Raw genomic sequence first — 497 nt, 5'->3', positions numbered from 1 at the left:
TGATCTGCCCCCAATGAAGTGGTCCGTCCTGAGGTATGGCTTTCGGGCCAGGATGAGGACGGACAGATGGGAACGAAGCGGCACAAGCCGGAGGATGTCGTCGCCAAGCTGCGGCAGGTGGATGTGCTGGTCTCGCAGGGCCAGAGCGTTGGGGACGCGATCCGCACGATCGGCGTGACGGAGGTCACCTACTACCGCTGGCGCAAGGAGTACGGCGGCCTGAAGAGCGACCAGGTCCGGCGCATGAAGGACCTGGAGACCGAGAACCAGCGGCTCCGGAAGGCAATCGCCGATCTCACGCTCGACAAGCTGATCCTGCAGGAGGCTGCCCGGGGAAACTGACCAGCCCCGCGCGCCGACGCGCCTGCATCGAGCATGTCATGGACGTCCTGGACGTCTCCGAGCGCCGCGCTTGCAGTGCGCTCGGGCAGCATCGCTCGACCCAGCGCAAGGTGCCGCGGGGCAGAGACGACGAGGCGGCGCTGACCGCCGATCTT

The 497-nt window shown here is 66.6% G+C and carries 1 pseudogene; it reads left to right on the top strand.

What is annotated here, in order from left to right:
• Positions 1-66: 66 nt before the first annotated feature.
• A pseudogene (locus tag ACLBX8_RS31610) lies at positions 67-497 on the top strand (transposase); the annotation flags it as partial.

The organism is Methylobacterium sp. D48H (assembly GCF_053345715.1).
The sequence above is the reverse complement of the archived record's forward strand: the minus strand, read 5'-3'. Positions and strand labels throughout refer to the sequence as shown.